Source organism: Oleiphilus sp. HI0043 (assembly GCF_001634935.1).
Map to the genome: position 1 here is coordinate 1 of NZ_LWEY01001395.1, position 1554 is coordinate 1554.

1 protein-coding gene is annotated in these 1554 nt (G+C 46.1%); it reads left to right on the forward strand.

Annotation, left to right across the window (positions count from 1 at the left end; translation table 11 throughout):
* Positions 1–8 precede the first annotated feature (8 nt).
* A partial coding sequence (locus tag A3729_RS19065; protein WP_156498027.1) for a GNAT family N-acetyltransferase occupies positions 9–1554 on the forward strand: 1546 nt, incomplete at its 3' end.

The following is a 1554-nucleotide window of genomic DNA, read 5'->3' on the forward strand; positions in this document are numbered from 1 at the left end:
AAGCCACTATGCTTGAAAAGCTATTCTCCAATATTTTTGACGCTGCCCAGCAGTCTTTCTGTCGCTACCCCGTAGTGCTTAGTGGCGACAAGAATTGGTGTTTAGATACGGTTCAAAGCAACTCGCTTTTCGGCGATATAAATGAGGCTATTTATATCAGCGCCTCCGAACCTATTAAAGGCTTTAAGTCTGTTTCTGCACATAAAGTTAAAAGCCTCTTGGGTGGTGATTGTAATCTGTTGCTTTGGGATGGCTTCGATGGCTTAAGCCCGGACGGACTTGGTGGAGCATCTGGACTTGTTCGCGGAGGAGGCTTATTTATCATCATGGTGCCCCCTCTCGCTGACTTGGCTAAAGCACCTGACCCAGACTATCGCCGCATGTGCAGTGACGAGTCAGAGTTATCTAAAACAAACACCTTTTTTCTCCAGCGTTTGATTAGCTTTTTTAACAGTCAGGATTGTCTGCTATTTTGCCAAGAGAATCAGTCTCAGCTTCCTGCTGTTCCTGCGGCTGCGACGACTCAGGTACAGGCCCTACCCACACCTGACCAGCGCGAAGCAATTGAGCTAATCACTCATGTTGTCGAAGGGCACCGTAGACGGCCACTGATCGTCACCGCCGATAGGGGACGAGGCAAAACCAGCGCGCTTGGCATTGCCGCGGCGAAGTTGGCCCTCAAATATAAAAAATCTATTTTGATTACAGCCCCCTCAAAACGAGCTTGTGCCAATGCATTCTTCCACTTTTCAAAATACATTACAGATGAGTGTGGCAACCACGATAGTTATTCTCACTGTCTGAAGTTTATATCGCCTGATGAGCTCTTACTTACCAAGCCCGAGTGCCAGTTACTGCTAATCGATGAAGCTGCCGGAATTCCAGCGTCTACATTGAGTGAACTACTAAAGCACTATTCTAGAATCGTATTTTCAAGCACCATCCATGGCTACGAAGGCAATGGTCAAGGCTTTGCAATTCGTTTTAAGAAACAACTCGACCTACTAACACCCAAGTGGAAAAGCATTCATCTAAGCCAGCCAGTTCGTTGGGCCGAGAATGACCCCTTAGAAAATTGGATGAGTCGGCTATTATTTTTATCCTTGAATGACGATTCATTTAGCCAAAAACGTAGTGTAAAAAACAAACATACAGAGATGAACGTGCTCTGGCCTTCACAGCAGCAACTAGCCTCCGAGCCTAAACTCCTTGAGCAGGTTATTTCATTGCTAGTGAATGCTCACTATCAAACTTCCCCTGACGATATAAGACTTATACTTGATCATCCCGGTGTGTTGCTAGCTTGTGGTTTCAAAGATCATATAGAAAGTGAGCAACAAGGTGAGTTGATCTCAGCAATGCTGATAATACGAGAAGGGGGGATTTTAGAAAGCACTCTGCAACAAGAGATCCTCGCAGGAAAGCGACGCTTACGTGGCCACTTAGTTCCGCAGACTCTTGCTACCCTCTCTGGCGATATCAAAAACCTGGAACAACACTCATTGCGTATAATGCGTATTGCAGTACGCGCTGAATACGAGAATCAAGGGCTCG